Origin of the sequence: Flavobacterium tibetense (assembly GCF_003293845.1) — a bacterium.
GTDB lineage: Bacteria > Bacteroidota > Bacteroidia > Flavobacteriales > Flavobacteriaceae > Flavobacterium > Flavobacterium tibetense.
On record NZ_QLST01000002.1, the window covers coordinates 45,008 to 60,638 of the forward strand.

14 protein-coding genes are annotated in these 15,631 nt (G+C 32.3%); 4 read left to right on the forward strand and 10 right to left on the reverse strand.

All coding sequences use genetic code 11. The features are described from left to right. Window positions 1-48: 48 nt before the first annotated feature. Both DPN68_RS01905 and DPN68_RS01910 read right to left on the reverse strand, forming a co-directional pair. Window positions 49-1,122, reverse strand: a complete 1,074-nt coding sequence (locus DPN68_RS01905) for a 2Fe-2S iron-sulfur cluster-binding protein (protein WP_113987907.1) — start codon at window positions 1,120-1,122, stop codon at window positions 49-51. Between the two features lie 97 nt (window positions 1,123-1,219). After that, window positions 1,220-1,795 carry a TetR/AcrR family transcriptional regulator gene (locus DPN68_RS01910; RefSeq protein ID WP_193477823.1) on the reverse strand — a complete coding sequence of 192 codons (576 nt, stop codon included), beginning with the start codon at window positions 1,793-1,795 and terminating at the stop codon, window positions 1,220-1,222. Window positions 1,796-1,901: 106 nt separating this feature from the next. On the opposite strand from DPN68_RS01910, the gene DPN68_RS01915 reads away from it, so the two are divergent. Then, window positions 1,902-2,210 (forward strand): rhodanese-like domain-containing protein, encoded by a 309-nt coding sequence (locus DPN68_RS01915; RefSeq protein ID WP_113987908.1) that lies wholly within the window; start codon window positions 1,902-1,904, stop codon window positions 2,208-2,210. Between the two features lie 30 nt (window positions 2,211-2,240). Here DPN68_RS01915 and DPN68_RS01920 read toward each other — a convergent pair whose 3' ends face one another. The 6 genes from DPN68_RS01920 to DPN68_RS01945 form a co-directional block, all read right to left on the reverse strand. Continuing rightward, window positions 2,241-2,897 carry a response regulator gene (locus tag DPN68_RS01920; protein WP_113987909.1) on the reverse strand — a complete coding sequence of 219 codons (657 nt, stop codon included), beginning with the start codon at window positions 2,895-2,897 and terminating at the stop codon, window positions 2,241-2,243. A 20-nt stretch (window positions 2,898-2,917) separates the two neighbouring features. After that, on the reverse strand, window positions 2,918-4,996 hold the full coding sequence (locus DPN68_RS01925) for an OmpA family protein (protein ID WP_113987910.1): 2,079 nt from the start codon (window positions 4,994-4,996) through the stop codon (window positions 2,918-2,920). A gap of 125 nt (window positions 4,997-5,121) precedes the next feature. After that, on the reverse strand, window positions 5,122-6,909 hold the full coding sequence (locus DPN68_RS01930) for a tetratricopeptide repeat-containing sensor histidine kinase (protein ID WP_113987911.1): 1,788 nt from the start codon (window positions 6,907-6,909) through the stop codon (window positions 5,122-5,124). Between the two features lie 126 nt (window positions 6,910-7,035). Then, the gene (locus DPN68_RS01935; protein ID WP_113987912.1) at window positions 7,036-8,901 is read right to left on the reverse strand and encodes an outer membrane protein assembly factor BamB family protein; all 1,866 of its coding nucleotides are present in this window, start codon (window positions 8,899-8,901) and stop codon (window positions 7,036-7,038) included. Between the two features lie 7 nt (window positions 8,902-8,908). Further along, window positions 8,909-9,388, reverse strand: a complete 480-nt coding sequence (locus DPN68_RS01940; RefSeq protein WP_113987913.1) for a YbjN domain-containing protein — start codon at window positions 9,386-9,388, stop codon at window positions 8,909-8,911. Between the two features lie 79 nt (window positions 9,389-9,467). Next, on the reverse strand, window positions 9,468-10,421 hold the full coding sequence (locus DPN68_RS01945; RefSeq protein WP_113987914.1) for a GSCFA domain-containing protein: 954 nt from the start codon (window positions 10,419-10,421) through the stop codon (window positions 9,468-9,470). 80 nt (window positions 10,422-10,501) lie between these two features. On the opposite strand from DPN68_RS01945, the gene DPN68_RS01950 reads away from it, so the two are divergent. Beyond that, a complete protein-coding gene (locus DPN68_RS01950; RefSeq protein WP_133256551.1) occupies window positions 10,502-10,873 on the forward strand; it encodes a RidA family protein in 372 nt (123 codons plus the stop codon). A 40-nt stretch (window positions 10,874-10,913) separates the two neighbouring features. On the opposite strand, the gene DPN68_RS01955 is transcribed toward DPN68_RS01950, so the two are convergent. Together DPN68_RS01955 and alaS are read right to left on the reverse strand one after the other, a co-directional pair. Continuing rightward, window positions 10,914-11,384, reverse strand: coding sequence for a hypothetical protein (locus DPN68_RS01955; protein ID WP_113987916.1), 471 nt, complete (start codon window positions 11,382-11,384; stop codon window positions 10,914-10,916). A 4-nt stretch (window positions 11,385-11,388) separates the two neighbouring features. Further along, window positions 11,389-14,025 carry an alanine--tRNA ligase gene (alaS, locus tag DPN68_RS01960; RefSeq protein WP_113987917.1) on the reverse strand — a complete coding sequence of 879 codons (2,637 nt, stop codon included), beginning with the start codon at window positions 14,023-14,025 and terminating at the stop codon, window positions 11,389-11,391. Between the two features lie 176 nt (window positions 14,026-14,201). On the opposite strand from alaS, the gene DPN68_RS01965 reads away from it, so the two are divergent. After that, entirely contained in the window at window positions 14,202-15,179 is a 978-nt protein-coding gene (locus DPN68_RS01965) for a M23 family metallopeptidase (RefSeq protein WP_113987918.1), read from the forward strand. 118 nt (window positions 15,180-15,297) lie between these two features. Next, complete coding sequence (locus tag DPN68_RS01970) at window positions 15,298-15,630, forward strand: MerR family transcriptional regulator (RefSeq protein ID WP_113987919.1); 333 nt, start codon at window positions 15,298-15,300, stop codon at window positions 15,628-15,630. The last annotated feature ends 1 nt before the right edge of the window (window position 15,631 follow it).

The window sequence follows — 15,631 nt, forward strand, 5'->3', positions numbered from 1 at the left end:
TAAAGTTCGAAGTTGTACAACCTGAAACTTGAAACTTGAAACAAATTTTTAAATTCCAAAATCAACAACTAATTTCTTAGATGTTGGGACTGCTTGACAGCTTAATGTCAATTGTTTTTCAACTTCACTTTCATCCAATGCGTAGTTGATTTTCATTTCTGCTGTTCCTTCTACGATTTTACAACGGCAAGTTCCACAAACGCCACCTTTACAAGCGAAAGGTAAATCGGCACCAGCAGCAATTGCTCCGTCTAAAATATTATCGTAATCGGCTTCCATAATGAAATGAAATTCTTTTCCACCGTCGATTATGGTTACTTCAGTTCCTTCTACTTTCTTTTCAGCGATTGTTGCTGCACGTTTTTTATCTTCTTCTGAAATTCCCGTTACGAATAATTCGTAGTGGATTTTCTCTTTATCCAAACCTAATGCAACTAATTCATCACGTAATAAGAAAATCATATCTTCTGGACCACAAATGAAACATTCATCTATCTCTTTTGGGTCGAATAATTTTTCAGCCATTACTTGTAGTTTTTCTTTGGTAAATCTTCCGTTGAAAAGTTCTACAGGTCTGTGCTCTTTGGTTAGAAAGTGAAAAATCTCTAAACGATTGAAATACACATTTTTAAGCTGTTCAATTTGCTCTTTAAAGATAATAGATTTTACGGTTCTATTCAAATAAAATAACTTAAAAGTTGCATTTGGCTCTGCTGCTAAATGTGTTTTGATGATTGAAAGAATTGGTGTGATACCACTTCCCGCTGCAAAAACGATATAATTTTTGGCTTTAGTAGTATCAACAGGTTTGAAAAAATGACCGCTTGGTGGCATTATTTCCAAAGTATCACCTTTTTTTAGTTCCGTATTTATGAATGTTGAAAACAAACCACCGTTAATTTTCTTAACTACTACTTGCCATTTATCTTCAAGCGGACTCGAACAAAGGGAATACGAACGTCTCACTTCTTCTCCATTTATTATGGTTTTTAAAGTAAGATGTTGGCCTTGATTGAATTTAAATTCTTCTTTTAAATCATTTGGAATATCAAAAGTTACCACAGAACAATCTTTGGTTTCCTTTTGAATATCAGCTATTTGAATTGGATAAAACTTTACCATAAAACTAAATTATATCAAACTAACAATTGTTAGTTTACAATGCAAATTTACTTAAATTTTTGAAATATTTATACTGTCTTTAAAAAATTAACAACTGTTATTTATTGGTAATGCCTTTTAAGTATAATTCTGACATACTTTTCTGTAATTCTTCAGCGGATATTTTTTTAGTTTTTCCATACCAAAGATAAAGCGTTCGTAAAGTAGAAAGAATTGAAAACACCATAACTTCTTGATTATTAGCTTTAATTTCACCTTGTTCAACACCATTTTTAATGATTTTTCGGAAGTTATTTTCATAATCTTCTCTCATTCTTATGAAATAAGCTAGCTGGTCATCGGTTAAATGCATCCAATCATTATTCAGGCAAGCCAAAGCATCTGAATTTCTGATTGTTATAGCAATATGCAACTGGATTACACGTTCCACTTTATTTATTGTAGGCGCATCGGATTCGAGAATTTCGTTCATTACTCTCGTAAATTCTTCAGCAATTTCGATGATAATTAAAACTAAAATCTCTTGTTTGGATTTGATATGATTGTATAAACTAGCCGCTTTAATATCGAGCGCTTGTGCAATATCGCGCATAGTTACGGCACTATAACCCTTATTTTTGAATAACTGGGCTGCACAATTGATAATTTCCGTTTTTCTATCTATTATTCTCATTGGTATCAAAAATAAGGAATTATTTAGAAACGTAACTTTTGTTACTGAAATACTTTTGTGTTAGCTTTACATTTGCATTATAAAATTGAAAATTAATTAAAAAGCTATGGGAATTTTAGATTTTTTAGGATTAGGAAACAAAGCAAATGACATTCAGGAATATGTTGCAAAAGGAGCTATCATTTTAGATGTTCGTACGAAGGAAGAATTTGCAGACGGACATATTAAAGGTTCAAAAAATATTGCATTACAAGTTTTGAATGGCAATATTGAAACCATCAAAAAATGGAATAAACCTGTAATTGCTTGTTGTCGTTCAGGAATGCGAAGTGCACAAGCGACTTCTATTCTAAAACAGCACGGAATTGATTGCATTAATGGTGGTGGATGGCAAAGTTTAGAAAGTAAGTTATAAAAAATGCTCCAGTTTTTGGAGCATTTTCATTTATATAATATTATTTTGTTTTGCTTTTTGTACGGCTTCTAATTTAGAATGCACTTGCAATTTGGTGTAAATATTCTCTATGTGTTTTCTTACTGTTGAAGGCGAAAGAAATAGATTTTCTGCAATAATTGTATAACTCAAACCTTTACTTAATTGTTCTAAAACCTCAACTTCTCTTGGTGAAAGCGTAATTTCTTCTACTTCAGTTGTATTTTGAAATTCTATTGGATTTCTCAATAATTTTAGGGTTTTTAATGCAATTGATGGATTCATTGCTGCTCCTCCATTTAAAGTTTCGTGAATGCCTTGATGCAAACTTTTTGGATCTACCTCTTTTAGCAAATAACCATCAGCTCCGGCTTTAATAGCATTGAAAATATTTTCATCATTATCAAAAACCGTTAACATGATAATTTTGATTTGTGGAAACTTATTTTTTACTGCTTTAGTAGCTTCAATTCCATTGAGAACTGGCATTTCGATATCCATTAACAAAACATCTACATTGTGGTTTTCGGCTAATTTTTGAAGTAAATCTTCACCATGAATAGCGGTAAATTTTATTTGTAAATCGTCGAAGAAAGATAACTTTTCTTTAATCGCTTTGATTAAAAAACTATTATCGTCAATGATTCCTATTTTAATTGTTTTTTGCATTTCTAAATTTACAATTTATTTTACAAATCTAAAATAGAAAATTCTACTCTTCGGTTCAATTGTTTACCTTCTTCGGTATCATTTGTTGCTATGAACTTGGTTTCGCCATATCCTTTTGCTGACAAACGAGATTTATCAATTCCTTTTGCTATTAGATAATTCATAACAGAATTAGCTCTGTTATTCGACAATGTCATGTTGCTCGAATCAGAACCAACCGCATCAGTATGACCAGCAATTTCAATTTGAAGCTTTTTGTTTTCTTTTAATATGTTGAATAATTTGTCTAGTTCAGCAAAAGACTCTGACAATAAATCAAATTTACCTGATTCAAAGAAAATATTATTCAAACGAATGGTTTGTCCTTTCTCGATTGGGTTTAAATATAAATCTACATTAATTTCTTTATATTCAGTAAGATTTGTAACATCTACATTTTCGGTTACGGCGTAATATCCTGATTTTTCAGCCATAAAACTGTATAAATTTCCGTAAGGTAAAACAATGCTATAACTTCCTGTCTTTGGATCTGAAATAGCGGTTCCTAATTCTTTATTGGTTTTTAAATTATTGTATACGATTGGAGCACTTAAGACTTGTTTTGTTTTGGCATCATATACTTTTCCTTTTACTAAAACTACTGGATCTTGTTTTACAGTATTCGTAACTTCCCAAATATCCTTTGAACGGCTGATGTAAGCTTTATCTCCTTTTGCCGCTAAAAATATACTCAATTCTGTTCCAGGTGTATTAATAACATTTCCAAGATTTTCAGGTATTGACCAATTTGTCCAAGTATCATCTAATCGTTTAGAAACGAATAAATCATAACCCCCATAACCTTCGTGACCTCTACTAGCAAAATACAACGTTTTACCATCGGATGCTAAAAATGGGTTAACGTCTTCTTCAAAAGTATTGATAACATTTCCTAAGTTTTTTGGAGTGGACCATGTATTATCATTCTCTCTAAAAGAAACATATAAATCTTTTAATCCGTAACCTTCAGAACGTTCTAAAGACATTAACAAATGTTTATTGTCAGAAGTTAAAAAATAAGCAACAAACTTGCTTTTATTCTCATAATTTTTTATTACCATTTCTTTAGGAATCTCCCAACCATCAATTGTTCTGTTAGATATAGAAACTCCAGAGCCTTTTGAACTTCCATCAGGCTTATATGTATTTCCAATCAATAATGTATTATTATCTGGCGAAGAAGAAATGACAAAATTATGACCTTCATTATTTAATGGTCTCCCTATATTTTTTAACGGTGTCCAATTGCCATTTACATCTTTTACGGAATACCAAATGTCATCTTTTTCAGCTCCACCAATATTTAAATCGCAATATTTTCTGTCCACATACAAGATTGTTCCATCTGCTGAAACTACCGGATTTGTCTCTTCGTATTCTTTGGAAGAAATTATTTCAGGTAGTTTTTCGATTTTTAGGTTTGGATTGTATGAATCCACTACTCTTATTTTCTTAGGGAACTCTGTAACTTTAACTTCTTCTATAGCTATAGTCATTTTTGCATCTAAGATGAAGCCAATTTTATTTCCAAAATAAAAATTTTGACCTGTTTGGTGCACAAGATTATCATTGATATAAATCCTTGTAATATTAGCTCTTTTAACAACTTTAATTCGGTTAGTTTTCTTGTAACCGTTGATGTATTTTTCTTTTGACCATGGTCTATAATAATCAAATTTATCTTTTTGATATTGATACAATTGAACTTGTTTATCTGGTGTTAATCGAACAACATTGTAATAAGAATTATCATTATAACCCGACCAAACTAAACCATAAGTATCTGTGTCTTTTGAGGCGCTCAATACTTTAATGGAAGCTTCAATATCAAAATCAACTTCATCTGAATTGATTCCTAGTTTGTACAAGTGCCATTTTGCGCCATTTGTACTTTTATTTTCAATAATTAATTCTCCTTTTTTGATATAGGAAGCATAATCGTCTTTTGTTGTTGTCCAATTGTTTTTATCATCATCAAAAGTATCATGGAAAACTACATTTTGAGCTGCAGCAGTTGATACTATAAACAAACCTAATAGAAATGAGTAAAAGTTTTTCATCTTTTTGTTTTTAATTATGTTCAAAAATGAAGTTTTTCCAATAGTAATACAATAGGGCAATTGCCTTATTTTGAATTTAAATTCAACTTATTTAACTGATTTTCAAATTAAAGATATTATTCTGATTAATCAAAATTCTTCCTGTTTGAAATTTGAAAAGAAATTGCAGTTCCTTTTTCCAATTCTTGGATTTGTAATTCAGAATGCAATTCGTTTGCGCGTTTTCGCATTGTAGTTAGTCCGTTTCCAAAGGAATTTTGATCATCTATCATTCCTTTTCCGTTGTCTAAAATTTGGAATTGAATTTCATCTTTCAAACAATTAATTTCAACTTGAATTCGGCTAGCTTCGGCGTGTTTGATGGCGTTATTGACTGCTTCTTGAATGATGCGATACATATTCATGCCGTCTTTAGAAGAAAATGGATGCAATTGTTTGTCGCTACAATTCGACTTGAATTCAAACTGAATACCACTTAATGATGTTTTTGCATTTTCGATGAAATTTGAAATTCTAGCTTCCAAATCTTCAATAGTGATCGCATCTTTGTTCATTGCCCAAATGGTATCGCGAAGTTCTGCAATAGTTTCTCTTGTAAACGCACTTATTTTGGTTAATTTTTCTTCAACTTTTGGATTGTCTTGTCCGATAGCATATTTTAGATTATCGATAGACGAAATAATAAATGTGAGTTGGGATCCAATATTATCATGTAAATCTCTAGAAATTTGCAAACGTTGTTCTTGTAATCGGTTTTGGGTTTCAATTTTCAGTAAAGCATCTTTCAATTGGTTTTCTTTTTCCAATTGTAAATTGCGCATTTTTTGTCTGTTGTACACAAAGAAACCAATCAATACAGAAATCAAAAAGAGCCCAAATGCGATAATTAAAGTTGTATTTTTTTCGGCCAATTCTGCTCTTTGAAGTAAAATTTGCTTTTCTTTTTCTTCGGTATCAAATTTGGTATGCATTTCGGCTTGTCTGATTCTAATCGCTTCATCTGAAATACTGTCACGACAAACAATATGTTTCTTGAAATATTCTAAAGCTTCTTTGTAATTGTTTTGTACTTCATACACTTCAGCCATTCGTTTTAAATTTTCTTGTTTCAAATAGCCATAATTGTATCTTTTACTAAACTCTAACGCTTTAATAAAATACTCTTTAGATTTTTTAAAATCGTTAATTTCATAATAGTAGCTACCGTAGTAGTTCAAATTTTCAGCAATCCCAATTTTATCATTGATTTTCAAACGAATACTATATGCTCTATCTAGATTTTCTTTGGCAACAGCAAACTTTCCTTCCAAAAGTTGCAGCATCCCAATTTTATTCAAACTGTAAGGAATTCCAATACTATCTGAAACTTTTTCTTTTAATTCTAGTGATTTTCTGTAGAAATAATAGGCGCTATCAAATTCTTTATTCATTTCTTTAAGAACGCCATAATTGTCATAAATAGGGCTTAAAACTTCTTCTGAAACATTATTTTTTTCGGCTAGTTTAATTCCTTTTTGCATATATCTTAATGCTTCTGGAAAATCTCTTCGTTTCATGTGATAGCCGTAGCCAGCATACAAAGAAGCTACCTGATCAAATCTTTTCAAGGCACTATATTCTTTGATTGCCAAATTATTGTATCGTTGGCTCAACTCATATTTTCCTTGATAAAAATAAATAGTTGCTAGATTGGCATAAGAATCCGCTATTCCTGTTTTATAATTTAAGGCCTTAGCAGCAGAAAGTCCGTTAAGAAAAGTTTTTTCACTTTTAAACGTATTTTCGATTTTTAAATGATAGGGAACTTGATTAATAGAATCTATTTGCTTCTTAGTATAATTTTGAGCAGTTGTCTCTAAAAAAGAAAACAGTAAAACAAAACCAAAATGCAACTTTAAAAGTTTAGTAGCCATAATTTTCTAAATATTACCAAAGTTGGACTTTTTTTCTAAATTATGCAATACGGCATTTGCCTTAAAAAAAATCTCCACCTAATCCATTGACTAGGCAGAGACTCTTAACACAAATTCAAAAAAATATTATTTTTGTAAATCGAATGCATATATCGTTGATCCATCTTTTTGATAGTATAACATCCCACCAATTTCATCAACTTCGTATTCTGGTTTTTTATCTTTAAGCAATACTTCTTTTTCTTTGCTTCCGTTGTCTTTATTTATTTTTACTAAACCTACACCACTATCTAACATGGTTAAAATATATTGGTAGTTTTCAGTAGCAGATGTTGCTTTAAATCGTTTACTCATTTCAGTAAAAGAAGCAGAAGCTATATCTGAAAATCCGTCTTGAACAATTTTAGCACGTTCACCATACGAATTGTAATCTCCCAATGAATTCTTATTAGCACCAGCTGTTAAAGCTGCTGAAGAGGCAACAGCTACCGAGGCAACTCCCATTACTCCAGCAAATATTTTACCTGCTGTTGATTTTCCAGGTGATTTATAATACTCGTGAAACTTTTGAGAACCATCAAAATTTAACATCATTATATTTTGACTGGATGTTAACAATAAACCACCATCTCTTGAAGTTAAACTTCCTGGCACTTCTTTTTCATTAAATTTATAACTTGCCAATGTTGAAACATCGCCTGAATTTTCATCAATAGCAATCATCTCTTCTCCTGTTGAAATCAAATAGCGTTTATTTTTCTTGTCATACGTACTTGAAACAGCTTTCGCTTTTTTGTATTGAATTGGCTTGTTCCAAATCGATTCTCCTGTTTTTAAATCAATAATGTTGGCATCTGAATCCGTTATATAAATCATTCCTTTGGGAGTCATGGCCATAGTGTGAATGTTTTCACCCGTTTTCAGCGGTTTTTTAAACAATGGTGTTCCTCCAAATGAAATTTTATTAATTCCGCCTTCTTGAATACCAAATAAAATACCATCTTCCATCACATAAAAATGTTGCACATAACCTTTAGTCTTTGGTGCTTTTTCCCATAAATCTTCACCATCTTTAGCGCTCAACATCATAATTTTTGATTCTGAAGCACTTGAAGCTATTTTTGCAATACCTGATTTTCCTGAATTATCTACGTTACTAACTACTGCTAATCCTTGTGGTAAAATTTGAAAATTCACCACTCTTCCTTTAAGTTTTTGACCTTCTTTCCATAAGATTTCACCTTTGTTACTCACTTTAAAAATTTTGGTATCACCATTTGGTCTTTCTTCAAAACAATAAATTTCAGTTCCAGATTCATCAGCTACCACCCAAGTAATATCATCGGTTTTGGTTGTCCAATCAATTTTACCTGTTTGTGTGTTAATTTGAATCAAATTTTTGGTTGTTGGCACTAACAAACCATTTCCAATAATTGTTGGTCTACCACTAAACTGAGGAATTGAAGCCACAGAACCCACTTTTTTAGGATCATTTAATTCGATTAGACTTTCTTCTTTTCCAGTGGCTAAATCATACAAACCGATGGCCATTGCACCGCTTTTTCGCGAACCTAAAACTACTAGTTTATTCTGAGGCAACATCACATCACATCGATTGGTGAATTTCCATCCGTTGTCTTCAGTTCCAAACATTTTCTTTCCAGAAACAAAATCAATTACGGATTTTTTAGCCGTCATAAAGCCTCCTTGGCTAACTACTAAGTATGGAGACATTGGAATAAAGTCCATTTCTTCTGGTTTTACTTTTCCATAACTTGTGAAATTAAAATGAGGTTGTGACGCTCCTGGTTTAATTCCTACAAGTCCTTCACCATTAGCTACTACCAATACACCTGCATCGGTTAATTTCATGAATGTTATTTTTCCTCCCAATTTGTATGTAAAATCAGGATTTTGGGCTAAACAATTGTAGCAATTTAATAGAATTAAAACACCAGCTACCCATTTAAGAATATCTAATTTTCTTCTCATGCTTACACTATTTTATTAAACGCTCTGTGTCTTTCTCTAAGGTTAATGTTAATGCCGATTTATACAATCTAAAAGCACTAATTAAAGATTTTTGGGTAAATCCGCCATCTGTCCAGAAATAATAGTAATACGTAATAGAATTGGAATTCTGATTGTAGTACACTTTAATTAGAGCCACCTCAGCATTAATTTTATTCATTAAAGCAAGTGCTTTTGCTGGAGAAGTTCCGTCTACTAAGTTGTAAGTTGAGCTAATTGCAACATAGCGTTGATTTTTATCAATATCCAAATACATATTGAACACATCCTTAACTTTGATGTAAGTATCTTTAACTTCTGTAACTTCGATAAAAGCGTTATCAAAAGTTTCTTTTAAGAATTGAGAAGTTACTTCGTTTGCATTTATCATTCGTTGTGAATAACCAAAAGAGGTTACAAATAAAAAGGCAAACAAATAGAAAACCGAAGTAAAATTTAATTTTTTCATAATTGTGAATTTTAGTGTTATTTGATAATCCAAAATTCACAAAAAGAGACTACGTAGGAAATACGGCAATTGCCTTATTTTAACAAAATTTTATAAATGGATACTGATTTTGAATTGTTTTAATTTTCAAATCGAGATGATTTATGAATTTCTGATGGCTTTCCGAATTGGGATTAAACGGTTTATGCGTCAAACTCTTTTGAACACTTTCGATTTCAATCATTAGTGATTGGTTTTCTTCGGAAATTGTTGAAGCAGCAAATTGCTCCCAAATATAATCGATAGCGGTTTGATTCGGATGCAACATATCTTCGGCGTAAAAACGATAATCGCGCAATTCATCCATCATGATTTCGTAAGATGGGAAATAGGTCATGGGTGATGGGTAATGGGTGATTGTTTTGTGTAAAGCAGTAATCAAATGCGCTTTACTCAGCGTGTTTTCAACAAATCCGTCTTTGATGTGGCGAACAGGCGAAACCGTAAAAATGAAATGACAATTTGGATTCACCGAATGAATTAATGAAACAATCTTTTGCAGACTTTCTTCCGTTTGACTTATCGAAAGTAATTCTTTAGTAAAGTGTTTTTGCGGCACTTTATGACAATTGGCCACTATTTCGTTGGATTCCATATTTCGATACACCCAAGATGTTCCTAATGTAATAATGCAATGCGATAATGAATTAATCTGGTTTTTAGTGGTTTCCAAAATCAAATTCAAATTATTCAGAAATTCTTCTTTGTCTGGATGTGATAATTCGGAATGTACTTCATAGCAATGCCATAACTCGTTATGAAAGAAAATATCGTTTTCGGTAAACTTTTTGTTTTCAACAGCACGACGAATCAATTTTTCTAAAGAAACTGCATTAAAGATAATTCCAAAAGGATTAGTTGTACTTTGGAATTTAAAATAGTCGAATTTATCTCCAATGTTTTCCGCAAAACAAGAACCCAATAGCAAGATTTTCGAACTATAATCGATTGGAAAATGGTTTTTTGGAATTGGTATTTTGGTAGTGAATTGCAAATCAATTGGGTTTAAAGTTCAAATTTAAACTACTTTTTACAAAAAACGAGTATTTTTACTCAAGATTTAATGTAACTCAAATGATTGAAAAAGAATACATCGAACCCAATGAAGGTTTTTCTCAAACCGTAATAGTAAAAACGGGAAATTATAAAACGCTTTACATTTCAGGACAAATTGGTGATGGAAATGATTTAGAAGCGCAAACGATAACTACATTTCAAAATTTAGAAAAGCAACTTACGAATTGTAGTGCAACTTTTAAAGATGTAGTAAAAATGAATACGTACATTGTAAATTTTAATCCTGAAGTGGATTTACCCATTTTCAGAAAAGTTAGAAAAGTCTTTCTAGGAAATGAAAATTATCCAGCCAGTACTTTAGTGGGTATAGAAAGTTTAGGAAGAAAAGAATGGTTGATTGAAATTGAGGCGATTGCAGTAATAGAATAAAAAAATCCCGATAAGTTTTGAAGCTTATCGGGATATGAAATTATTTTTTATTTTCTTCTTCTTCAAGTTCTTTTTTTGATTTTTCAATTTTTTGCTCTATTTCTTCAATCTTTTTTTCAGAAGCCTCAATTTTTTTTGAGTTTTTGTCAAATTTCAGAAGAGTTTTGTCAATTTCTTTGTTTATTTTCTCTTTTCTCTTAATTTTCTCTTCTGGTGAAAGATTCAAGTTATCATTAACTTTAACTAATTCATCTGTTAATTGGGCAAGTTTAATATCTAATTCATCTTGCTTTTCTTCTAGTTTTTCCCTTTTGTTTGTTTCATTAACTAATTTTTCTTCATCAGTAATAACTCTGTTTTGCAACATTCTCATCATCTGTTGCTGTTGCATCATTTGATTATGTTGGCTCATTAACTGATTGTTAATTTGTCTACTAGATGGAGGTGTTGGAAATCTTTGAGAAAATCCTAAAAAAGGTAAAATCAATAACACGGTTAGAATAAATTTCATTTTTTTATTTTAAAAATTCAATCGCTTTCTCAATCGCTTCCTTAATTCCATCCACACTCTTACCTTTTCCTGAAGCAAAAAACGGTTGTCCGCCACCATTTCCGTCGATTAGTTTTCCTAATTCTCTGATGACGTTTCCAGCATTTAATCCTTTTTCAGCAACTAATTCTTTTGAAATGTAGCAGTGAATGTTTGGTGCATTGTCTTCAATTGAAGCTAAAAATACAAACGCATTTGGTTTTGAAATCCCAATAGCTTGTGCCAAATCTTTTGTCGAACTCATGGATAAATCGACTTGTTTTGATAAAAATTGAATACCGTTGATTTCTTGGAAATCGGCAACTAAGGTATTTTTTAATCCTTCAATTTTTTCTTTTACTAATTGCTCTAGTTGTTTTTTCAACTTTGCATTATCATCTTGTAACGAAGTCACTGATTTTAAAACATCTTGTGGGTTTTTCAATACTTCTTTGATTTCTGCTAACGTATTTTCTTGGTTTTTGTAGAAATCTTTCACAGCATCACCCGTTATCGCTTCAACACGACGAATTCCAGCTGCTACAGCGCCTTCCGAAACAATTTTGAAATGCCAAATATCAGCCGTGTTTTTCACATGAATGCCACCACATAATTCTTTACTATCTCCAAATTCAATCATACGAACATTATCGCCATACTTTTCTCCAAATAATGCCATTGCACCTTGCTCCATTGCTTGTTGGATTGGAATATTTCTATGTTCTACCAATTGCAATTGTTCTTCAATTCTAGCATTTACAAAAGCTTCTACTTGTCGCAATTCTTCATCCGAAACTTTAGAAAAATGTGAGAAGTCGAAACGTAAGTAATTTGGGTTAACCAATGAACCTTTTTGCTCCACATGAGTTCCTAAAATCGTTCGCAAAGCCAAATGCATCAAATGCGTAGCCGAGTGATTTTTAGAAGTCGAAGTTCTTAAATCGGTATTTACTTTGGCAACAAATCCAGCTTCCACATTTTCTGGAAGTTGTTTTGCGAAATGTAATATTAAGTTGTTCTCTTTTTTCGTATCGATAATTTCAATCGTTTCGTTTGCAGAAACTAATGTTCCTTTATCGCCCACTTGTCCACCACCTTCTGGATAGAACGGCGTATTATCTAAAACAATTTGGTACAAAACACCATCTTTTTTAGAATCAACTTTACGAATTCTAGTGATTTTAACGTTATTTTCCGTTTGGTCATAACCAACGAACGTTTCTACATTTCCATCAATTAAAACTTTCCAGTCGTCAGTCGTAACTTCCGAAGCTGCACGAGAACGCGCTTTTTGTTTTTGTAATTCGGTTTCGAATTCAGTTTCGTTAAATGAATAGCCTTTTTCTTTTAAAATTAAAGCGGTTAAGTCTTTCGGAAAACCAAAAGTATCGTACAATTCAAATACTTTTTCTCCAGAAACTTCTTTTCCAGATGTTTCAGCAACTACTTTATCTAACAATTGTAATCCTTGCTCTAAAGTTCTTAAGAAAGACGCTTCTTCTTCGCGAATTACATTGGTAACCAATTGTTGTTGCGATTTAATTTCTGGGAAAAATTCGCCCATTTGATTCGCTAAAACTTCTACCAATTTATTAATGAAAGGTTCTTTCGTTCCTAAAAACGTAAATCCGTAACGAATCGCACGACGCAAAATTCTACGAATTACATAACCAGCACCAGTATTTGAAGGCAATTGTCCGTCAGCAATAGCGAAAGCTACCGCACGAACGTGATCCACAATTACACGAATCGCAATATTGGTTTTGTTTTGCTCTTCACTTATATTTTTAACTTCGTTTGAAGTGTATTTTAATCCTGTAATTGCTATAACTTTCGCGATAAGCGGAGTAAAAACATCCGTATCGTAGTTTGAAGTTACGTTTTGCATCGCCATACACAAACGCTCAAATCCCATTCCGGTATCTACGTGTTGGGCTGGTAATTTTTCTAACGAACCATCGGCTTTACGGTTGAATTCCATAAATACGTTGTTCCAAATCTCCACTACTTGCGGATGATCGGCATTTACTAAATCTCTTCCAGAAACTGCAGCACGCTCTGCATCGGTTCTTAAATCGATATGAATTTCCGAACATGGTCCACACGGCCCTTGGTCTCCCATTTCCCAAAAGTTGTCTTTTTTATTCCCAAGAATAATACGATCTTCTGAAACATATTGTTTCCAAATATCAAACGCTTCTTGGTCAAACGGAACATTCTCTGCTGGATTTCCTTCAAAAACCGAAACATACAAACGATCTTTGTCTAACTTCAATACTTCGGTTAAAAATTCCCAAGCCCAAGCTAATGCTTCTTTCTTGAAATAATCACCAAACGACCAGTTCCCTAACATTTCAAACATCGTATGATGATAAGTATCAAAACCTACATCTTCCAAATCATTGTGTTTTCCCGAAACACGAAGACATTTTTGCGTATCGGCAATTCTTGGACTTTTTGGCGTTCCGTTTCCTAAGAAATATTCTTTGAATTGGGCCATTCCCGAATTATTGAACATCAAGGTTGGGTCGTCTTTCAAAACGATTGGCGCAGAAGAAACAATTAAATGTCCTTTCGATTCAAAAAAATTCAGGTATGCTTTACGAATGTCTTGCGATTTCATTATCAATAATTTAGTTCAATACTTGTGCTTTAAAATGTGTTTTCGGGTTCTCCCAAAAAAAGAAAAATCTGAGTTCCAATGAAAATAAAATAGCTTTGGAATGAAACATTTCTTAAATTTGTTCGTATAACCAATGGTAACCAATAAATTTGGTGCAAAAATAGTAATTTTAGAACATGTCTAAGGTAAAATATTATTACGATTCCGAAAATTTAGCATACAAGCGCATAAAAACAAAAAAACGCAAGAAATTTGGTTATATTTTGTTGTTTTTAGTGGCGTCTGCTTTGTTTGGATTTTTGGGTTTGATTTTATTGATTAATACTCCTTATTTTGAAACACCAAAAGACAAATTACTAACCAGCGAATTGGAAAGCATGAAATTAAATTACAAGCTTTTGAACAAAAAAGCCGATTTAATGGATGAAGCGCTAAAAGCCATTTCAGAACGCGACAACAATATTTACAGAATCTATTTTAATACAAGTCCAATTACGGAAGAGGAACGAAAAGCAGGTTTTGGTGGTGTAAATCGTTACCGAGACTTAGAAGGTTACAATAATTCCGAACTAATAATCAACACTTCACAACGTATTGATGGTTTGATGAAGGAACTAGCCATTCAATCGAAATCTTTAGATGATATTGTAACATTGGGCAAACAAAAAGAAAAATTATTGGCAGCTATTCCAGCAATCCAACCGGTAAAAAATGAAGATTTAAAGCGAATGGCATCAGGTTATGGGTATCGTAATGATCCTTTTACCAAAATTAGAAAATTTCATTATGGTATGGATTTTACAGCGAAAACAGGAACACCCATTTTTGCCACTGGTGATGGTGTTGTCTTAAAAGCAGATAATTCGTTGTCAGGTTATGGGAATCATATTGAAATTAATCATGGTTTTGGCTACATCACTTTGTATGCGCATTTAAGCAAATACAACTGCCGACCAGGACAACGCGTAAAACGTGGTGATATTATCGGCTACGTAGGAAGTACAGGACGAAGTGAAGCACCGCATTTGCATTATGAGGTTTTGAAAAACGGTGAACGCATCAACCCAATTAATTTCTACTACGGAAGTATTTCTGCTGAAGAATATGTAGCGATTAGTAAATTAGCGAACCAAGAAAATCAGTCATTGGACTAGGAAGATGTTAGAGATTAGATGAAAGAGAATAGACCTACTGAGACTGAAAACTGAGACTGCGACTAAACACTAATAACATTGGAATTTGGAATTTTAAACATTGGAATTTTAAAAAATTATGCATATCAATTTACCCCAAGATAAATTATACTACAGCATTGGAGAAATTGCCAAGGCATTTGACGTGAATGCTTCCTTGATTCGTTTTTGGGAAAAAGAATTTGACATTTTAAAACCTAAGAAAAACGCCAAAGGAAACCGAAAATTCACTCCAGAAGACGTGAAAAATTTACAATTGATTTATCATTTGGTTAAAGAACGAGGTTTTACTTTGGAAGGAGCAAAAATTCACTTGAAAGAAAACCAAAAGAAAACGCTAGATAAATTTGAAATCATACGAAAATTGGAAACCATTAAAGCCCAACTTTCAGCACTTAAAAACGAACTATAAA

Excerpts from the sequence above, each read along its gene's own strand:
- DPN68_RS01905 (WP_113987907.1), bottom strand. The coding sequence starts at position 1,122 with ATGGTAAAGTTTTATCCAATTCAAATAGCTGATATTCAAAAGGAAACC.
- DPN68_RS01910 (WP_193477823.1), bottom strand. The coding sequence starts at position 1,795 with ATGAGAATAATAGATAGAAAAACGGAAATTATCAATTGTGCAGCCCAG.
- DPN68_RS01915 (WP_113987908.1), top strand. The coding sequence starts at position 1,902 with ATGGGAATTTTAGATTTTTTAGGATTAGGAAACAAAGCAAATGACATT.
- DPN68_RS01920 (WP_113987909.1), bottom strand. The coding sequence starts at position 2,897 with ATGCAAAAAACAATTAAAATAGGAATCATTGACGATAATAGTTTTTTA.
- DPN68_RS01925 (WP_113987910.1), bottom strand. The coding sequence starts at position 4,996 with ATGAAAAACTTTTACTCATTTCTATTAGGTTTGTTTATAGTATCAACT.
- DPN68_RS01930 (WP_113987911.1), bottom strand. The coding sequence starts at position 6,909 with ATGGCTACTAAACTTTTAAAGTTGCATTTTGGTTTTGTTTTACTGTTT.
- DPN68_RS01935 (WP_113987912.1), bottom strand. The coding sequence starts at position 8,901 with ATGAGAAGAAAATTAGATATTCTTAAATGGGTAGCTGGTGTTTTAATT.
- DPN68_RS01940 (WP_113987913.1), bottom strand. The coding sequence starts at position 9,388 with ATGAAAAAATTAAATTTTACTTCGGTTTTCTATTTGTTTGCCTTTTTA.
- DPN68_RS01950 (WP_133256551.1), top strand. The coding sequence starts at position 10,502 with ATGATTGAAAAAGAATACATCGAACCCAATGAAGGTTTTTCTCAAACC.
- DPN68_RS01955 (WP_113987916.1), bottom strand. The coding sequence starts at position 11,384 with ATGAAATTTATTCTAACCGTGTTATTGATTTTACCTTTTTTAGGATTT.
- alaS (WP_113987917.1), bottom strand. The coding sequence starts at position 14,025 with ATGAAATCGCAAGACATTCGTAAAGCATACCTGAATTTTTTTGAATCG.
- DPN68_RS01965 (WP_113987918.1), top strand. The coding sequence starts at position 14,202 with ATGTCTAAGGTAAAATATTATTACGATTCCGAAAATTTAGCATACAAG.
- DPN68_RS01970 (WP_113987919.1), top strand. The coding sequence starts at position 15,298 with ATGCATATCAATTTACCCCAAGATAAATTATACTACAGCATTGGAGAA.